We start from the raw sequence: 6,109 nt of genomic DNA on the forward strand, positions 1-6,109 counted from the left end.
GCGCACCTGGACCCGGAACTGGAGCGCATGGTGGACGATCTTGGCCTGCGGGATACGGCCAAGCCCAGAACGATGTGGGAAACGCTCAAGTTCATGAAGCTGGCTTCGCGCTCGATGCTCGCCTTGAGCCGTGGGGAGCCTCTGCCTCAATGGTCCTTCACCTAAACCCGCCTCCTTGCCAGGGTCAATTTCATGCGGATGGGAAGCGCACCGCGAAATCGCGTGGAAATCCTCACGGCAATACGAGGAGCACGCCTTTCGTGCGCTCGGCACCGCTCAGTCATTCAGACCAAACATGCGATCAGTTTGGTCAACGTAGTGCTTGTTCGCGATTCGAAGCGCGACGCTCGATCGCGCCAAACGCCGATTCAGCACGATGCCGATCGCGATGCCAAAGAGCATGAAGAGCTTGAGGTAGTCCGCCGCAGACATGAGATCTTTCGAGGTTGAGGTCCACTGTCGCACTGAGGTCATTCATTCTATTTGGACGGCGCCCTTCAATGAGTTTCAGTCTCCGCAAGGCGCGCATCTAGCTAGCCCAGCTTCGCAGCAAGGTCCTCGGCACGTGGGTGGTAGTACCGAGCGACCATCTTGGCGGTCTTCTGCCCCGTGACCTTCATCAGTTCGTGCATTTGCAGGCGCTCGGCCAAGCGCGAGACCGCTTCGTGCCGAAGATCATGCCAATGCAGATCCAGGAACCGAATCTCCACACGCTCGACTTCTGCGAGCAGCTTCAGCGTCATGTCCAGCGGGGCCCGCTTCTTGTAGACCAAGGCCCGAATCTCTCGTGCCGCGTCGATCCCCTGTTCTTCGAGCTTCCTGGTGAGAACGCCATGAACGTGCTCGCGCCGGCATCGGGCGATCAGGCGATCCCAGGACGAGTCGAGCGCATCCGCGGTGATGGGCAGCACCCGACCGGTCGTTGAACGCGGCAGTTGAGCCAGTGTCGCCACCGCTCGCGTGGACAGCGGCACATCGCGGTAGCGCTGGTCGTTCTTCGTGGCGCGACCATCGACCCCTCGAATGCGAGCGACACGCCTGGTCAGGTCAACCTCCTGCCAGGCCAGGGAAAGCAGTTCGCTCCTTCGGGCTGCCGTTTCGACGGCCAGAACGAAAGCAGCCTTCATCCAGGGAGTCGCCGCCTGACCGAGCGACCGCAGCAGGATCGCCTCCTCGTCACCCTCCAGGCGTCGATCTCGGCCGGGCGGCAACTTGGGCTTGCGAATGCCCGCCGTCGGGATGCCCTGCGGCAGCGGAATGCCCCAATCGAGTTGGCAGGCTTTAAAGACCCGGTTCACCAGCCCCAGCTCGTGGGTCACGGTCTGGGGGCCAACGGCTCGAAGCCGCTCGTCACGATAGGCCGCGAGCATCGACGGCTGAATGGCCACCAGCGAGTACTCGCCGAAACGCTCTTTCAATTTGAGCAACATGCTGGTGGGCTGGCGCTGCGCCCGAAGCTTGGGCACGACTTCAGCCAGGTAGCGATCGACGGCCTCGCCGAATGTGGTGTTCTCTGCCTTGTTCCTCGAAACAAAACTGCCCACGTCCATTTCCCGCTCAACAGCCCTCGCCCACGCTTCCGCGTCGGTCTTTCGCGCGAACGTCTTGGACTGGTCGGGGAACCCCAGGCGACGGACCTTTGCCTGCCAAGTCCCGCTGGGGCGCTGCTTCACCGAGGCCATGAAAGGCCCCTATTCGATGCGATCGCACTGAATTTCATACTGCGAACTGTCCCCAAATTGTCCCCGTTGACCTCGAATTTCGGCAGAAATGCCGAAAACTTTAGACAGATCAACGGCTTAGAAAGCCTGGATTTTTGGCCTTCTAAGCAGCAGGTCGGGGGTTCGAGTCCCTCCGGGCAGGCCAGGACTTGGGTTCCAAGCTCAGAGCCCCAATTCCTCGCGCCGCCGGATCACGCGCGAGGCCAGGCCATAGGCGACGGCCTCCTGCGCCGGCATCCAGCGGTCGCGCTCGATGTCCTGGCGCACCCGCTCGAGCGGCTGGCCGGTTTCGAGCGCAATGACCTCGGCGATGCGCTCGCGGGCCTTGAGGATTTCCTGGGCCTGGATCGCCATGTCGCTGGCGGCACCGCCCGCACCGCCGCTGGGCTGGTGGATCAGGAAGCGCGTCTGGGGCAGGCAGACACGGCGCTCGCGGGCCGCGCCCAGATAGAGGTGGGTGGCGGCGCTGCCCACCCAGCCTGTGCCGACCATGTGGACCGGCGAGGCCACGAAACGCACCACGTCGTGGATGGCGTCGCCCGATTCGAGGTGGCCGCCCGGCGAGGAGACGATCATGGTGATGGGCGCGCGCGCCTCGGCGTCCAGGGCCAGCAGCTTGCGCACCGTCTCCGCGGCCAGCGCGTCGGTGATTGTTCCGAACACCAGCACGGTGCGGGCGCGAAAGGCCTTCTCCTCCAAGAAGGCGCTGTCCTGGGCGTTGGCGGGGCGGGTGGGCGTGTCGGTGTCCGGGGAAGGCATGGGAATCGCTCCTGTGTGTTAGCTTCATCCGGTAAACGAACGAGCGGGTTTTTTCGTGACAACTCCGGCCGACTCCCACCCCCTGATCGACGATGAAGCGCTGCGCCACCGCCTGGTCGCGCTGGCGCGGCACTGGCTGGCGCACGGCGATGAGGCCGAAGACCTGGTGCAGGACACCTGGCTGCGCACGGCGCAGGGCGGCCTACCACCCGATGCCAGTGGCCGGGAGGCCTGGCTGGTCACCGTGTTGCGCCACCTGTGCATCGACGCCTGGCGGCGGCGTCAGCGATACCACGCCCTGCTGGAGCAAGCGGGTGACCACGGCGCGACAGCCGTCGAGAGCGAAGCGCCACAGGCACTGGCCGAACAGGCGCAACGGGTCGAGCAGGCCTTGCGGCATGTGGTCCACACCTTGGCGGCAGCCGATGCCGCGGCCGTCCTGCTGGTCGAGGTATTCGACTTCAGCCACGCCGAGCTGGGGCGCCTGACCGGGCGCAGCGAGGCGGCCTCGCGCCAGCAACTGCACCGCCTGTTGCAGCGCTTGCGCCGGCCGGCGGCGCCGGCGCGGCCCTCGGACGAGGACACCGACTGCCTGCTGGCCCTGTGCCAGTGGGCGCTGGCGCAGCGCGATCCAGCGGGGCTGGTCGCCGTGTTGCAGGTGTCGAGTCCCCGGGCGATGGCCGCGTCAGCCCCCTTCGCCCATGCCGGGGCGCGCGAGGCCGCAGCGCCTGCGCCGGCGCCGATCGCGCGCCTCGTGCAGTTCGGCGACTTCCTGGCCTTGCAGGTCCGCACACCGGCCGGGCTGCTGGCCTGTCTGCCGCTGGGTGAGGCGGTCCGCGAGACGGTCTGACCAGACCCGGACCGCGGGCATGACCTCACGGGTCATCGCCAGCCGGGACACCCCGGGGGGAAGATGAAGGCAGGCCAAGGGGAGGTCCCGAGGCCCACCCACCGTCCGCCCGGAGATCCGCCATGACTGCCTACGCCATCGCTCACCTGCGCCACGTCGAGTGGGGCCCCGACATCGTCACCTACATCCAGGAGATCACCGACACGCTGGACGCGCACGGCGGCCGCTTCCTGGTGCATGGCGACAACCCGGTGGTCATGGAGGGACCCTTCCCCGGACACCTCGTGGTCATCGAATTTCCCTCGATGGACCACGCGCGCGCCTGGTACCAGTCCGATGCCTATCAGGCCATCCTGCCGCTGCGCACGCAAAACGCGGACGGCGCCACGGTGCTGGTGCAAGGGGTGGCGCCGGGCTATCGGGCCTCCGAGCTGCTGGCCAAGCACTGAGGCTCACACCTGCGGCGGGTCCGTCTCGCGCTCGGGGTGGCGGTGCCGCGCGATGGCGGCGACGAAAGCGTCCGCGCCCTCCTCGCCATCCGCCAGCACCAGGCCAGGGTCCGGATCGCCCGTGGCGGTGGTGGTGGGCACGCCCGCCATGTCCAGCAGCGTCTGCGCGGCGCCCACCAGCAGCAGCGCCTTGGCGTGGCGGTAGCCATCCTTGAGGGCCTCCATCGTGTGGCCATCCCGCGCCAGCGTGGCCACACCCTCCTCGCCGTGCGGCCAGGCGAGCGCGTCGAACAGGACGCCCGGCTTGTTCTCCAGCGAGGCCGTGGCCTCCAGGTCCACCCCATCGGCCCCCCGCACGCGGCCCACGCGCGGGGCCACGAACTCCACCACCGCACCCTGCGCCGCGAGCGCCGCCTGCAGCCGCTCGGCCGCCGCCCCCTGCACCCCATGGGCCACGATCACGGCAATGCGCCGTCCAGCGATGCGGCCGTCGCCCGGACGGGCCATCAGCGAGAGCGCGGGCGATTGCCTCACTTCGGGCTTGGCCGGCGTCGCCAGGGCGCGCGGCAACGGCGGGGGCAGTTCGTCCATCCCCAGGCCATCGGCCACCGCCTGCGCCAGCGCCTCGGATGCGTTGCGCAGCGAGGCGACCATGCGCGCGCGAATGGCCGGCACGGTGACCTTGCTCAGCTCGAAACGGAAGGCCGCCGCGATGTGTGCCTGCTCCACCGGCGTCTGGCTGTCGTAGAACAGCGTGGCCTGCGTGTGGTGGTCGGCAAACTTTTCCGGCTTGGCCCGCACCTTGCCCTGCTCTTCCTTGGCCTGCAGGCGCGCGGGCACGGAGACGAAGCCCTGCGCTGCGCCGGCCTGAAAGGGGCAGCCGCCGCCAAGCGAGTTGGGCTCGTAGGACACGCGGCCGCGGTGAATGGTCTGGCGGTGCATGCCGTCGCGCTGGTTGTTGTGCACCGGCGCAATGGGCGCATTGATCGGGATCTCGTGAAAGTTGGGCCCGCCCAAGCGGCTGATCTGCGTGTCCACGTACGAATGGATGCGCCCGGCCAGCAGCGGGTCGTTGGAGAAGTCGATGCCCGGCACCACGTTCGCGGTGCAGAACGCCACCTGCTCGGTTTCGGCGAAGAAGTTGTCGGGGTTGCGGTTGAGCACCATGCGCCCCACGGGCCGCAGCGGCACCAGCTCCTCGGGCACGATCTTCGTCGCATCGAGCACATCGAAGCTGAAGCGCTCGGCCTGCTCCTCGGTGAACACCTGCAGGGCCAGTTCGTACGTCGGGTAGGCACCGGCCTCGATGCGCTCCCACAGGTCGCGGCGGTGGTAGTCGGGGTCGGCACCCGAGATCTTCACCGCCTCGTCCCACACCAGCGAATGCGTGCCCGCCTGGGGCAACCAATGGAACTTCACGAACACCGACTCACCCGCCGCGTTCACGAGCCGGTAGGTGTGCACGCCAAAGCCCTGCATGGTGGCGTAGCTGCGCGGAATGGCGCGGTCCGACATGAGCCACATCAGCATGTGGGTGGACTCCGGCATCAGCGAGACGAAGTCCCAGAAGGTGTCGTGCGCACTGGCGGCTTGCGGCATGGCGTGGTGCGGCTCGGGCTTGACCGCGTGCACGAGGTCGGGAAACTTCATCGCGTCCTGGATGAAGAAGACCGGCATGTTGTTGCCCACCAGGTCCCAGTTGCCCTCGTCGGTGTAGAACTTCACCGCGAAGCCGCGCACGTCGCGCGCGGTGTCTTTGGAGCCGCGTTCGCCCGCCACGGTGGAAAAGCGCACGAACACCGGCGTGACCTGGCCCGCCGCCTGGAAGGGCGCCGCGCGGGTGAGTTCGGTGAGCGGCTCGTAGCACTCGAAGTAGCCGTGGGCCGCGGAGCCGCGCGCGTGCACGATGCGCTCGGGAATGCGCTCGTGGTCGAAGTGCGTGAGCTTGTCGCGCAGGATGAAGTCTTCCAGCAGCACCGGCCCGCGCAGGCCGGCCTTCAGCGAGTTCTGGTTGTCCGCGATGGCCACGCCCTGGTTCGTGGTGAGGGCCTGGCCGGCGGCGTCCGCGCGCACGCGGTCGAGCCGCCCATGCACCGCATTGAGACCCTCGGCCACCGGGTCGCCGGTTTTCTCCGAGGTGTTCGCCTCGGACACGGTGCTGCCGGTCGGCAGCGGACTCCGGGGCTGGGCCGTGACGCCTTTCGCGGGCGCCAGGCCCTGGGAAAAGCCGTGCTCCAGCGATTTGTTGTCGTTCCACGGCACGGCCTTGGCCAGGTCGTCGGTCTGCTGCGCCTTGCGGCGCAGGATCGCGTCCGCGGCGGAGGTCTCGC

The 6,109-nt window shown here is 67.7% G+C and carries 6 protein-coding genes; 2 read left to right on the forward strand and 4 right to left on the reverse strand.

Going from position 1 to position 6,109, the window contains the following annotated elements; all coding sequences use genetic code 11:
• Positions 1-276 precede the first annotated feature (276 nt).
• From BGO22_RS18760 to BGO22_RS18770, 3 genes are all read right to left on the reverse strand, one after another.
• On the reverse strand, positions 277-432 hold the full coding sequence (locus BGO22_RS18760) for a hypothetical protein (RefSeq protein ID WP_166225870.1): 156 nt from the start codon (positions 430-432) through the stop codon (positions 277-279).
• Positions 433-533: 101 nt separating this feature from the next.
• Complete coding sequence (locus tag BGO22_RS18765; protein WP_286852208.1) at positions 534-1,682, reverse strand: site-specific integrase; 1,149 nt, start codon at positions 1,680-1,682, stop codon at positions 534-536.
• Between the two features lie 201 nt (positions 1,683-1,883).
• Positions 1,884-2,480, reverse strand: coding sequence for an ATP-dependent Clp protease proteolytic subunit (locus tag BGO22_RS18770; RefSeq protein WP_070400104.1), 597 nt, complete (start codon positions 2,478-2,480; stop codon positions 1,884-1,886).
• Between the two features lie 55 nt (positions 2,481-2,535).
• Here BGO22_RS18770 and BGO22_RS18775 point away from each other — a divergent pair, with 55 nt between their 5' ends.
• Positions 2,536-3,330: an RNA polymerase sigma factor gene (locus tag BGO22_RS18775; RefSeq protein ID WP_070400103.1), complete on the forward strand. Its 795-nt coding sequence runs from the start codon at positions 2,536-2,538 to the stop codon at positions 3,328-3,330.
• Between the two features lie 122 nt (positions 3,331-3,452).
• Positions 3,453-3,779: a DUF1330 domain-containing protein gene (locus BGO22_RS18780; protein WP_070400102.1), complete on the forward strand. Its 327-nt coding sequence runs from the start codon at positions 3,453-3,455 to the stop codon at positions 3,777-3,779.
• A 3-nt stretch (positions 3,780-3,782) separates the two neighbouring features.
• Here the strand turns inward: BGO22_RS18780 and BGO22_RS18785 are convergent.
• The coding region (locus BGO22_RS18785) for a catalase (protein ID WP_286852211.1) at positions 3,783-6,109 on the reverse strand (2,327 nt) is incomplete at its 5' end.

This window comes from Hydrogenophaga sp. 70-12 (assembly GCF_001897365.1).
GTDB classification, from domain to species: domain Bacteria; phylum Pseudomonadota; class Gammaproteobacteria; order Burkholderiales; family Burkholderiaceae_C; genus Hydrogenophaga; species Hydrogenophaga borbori.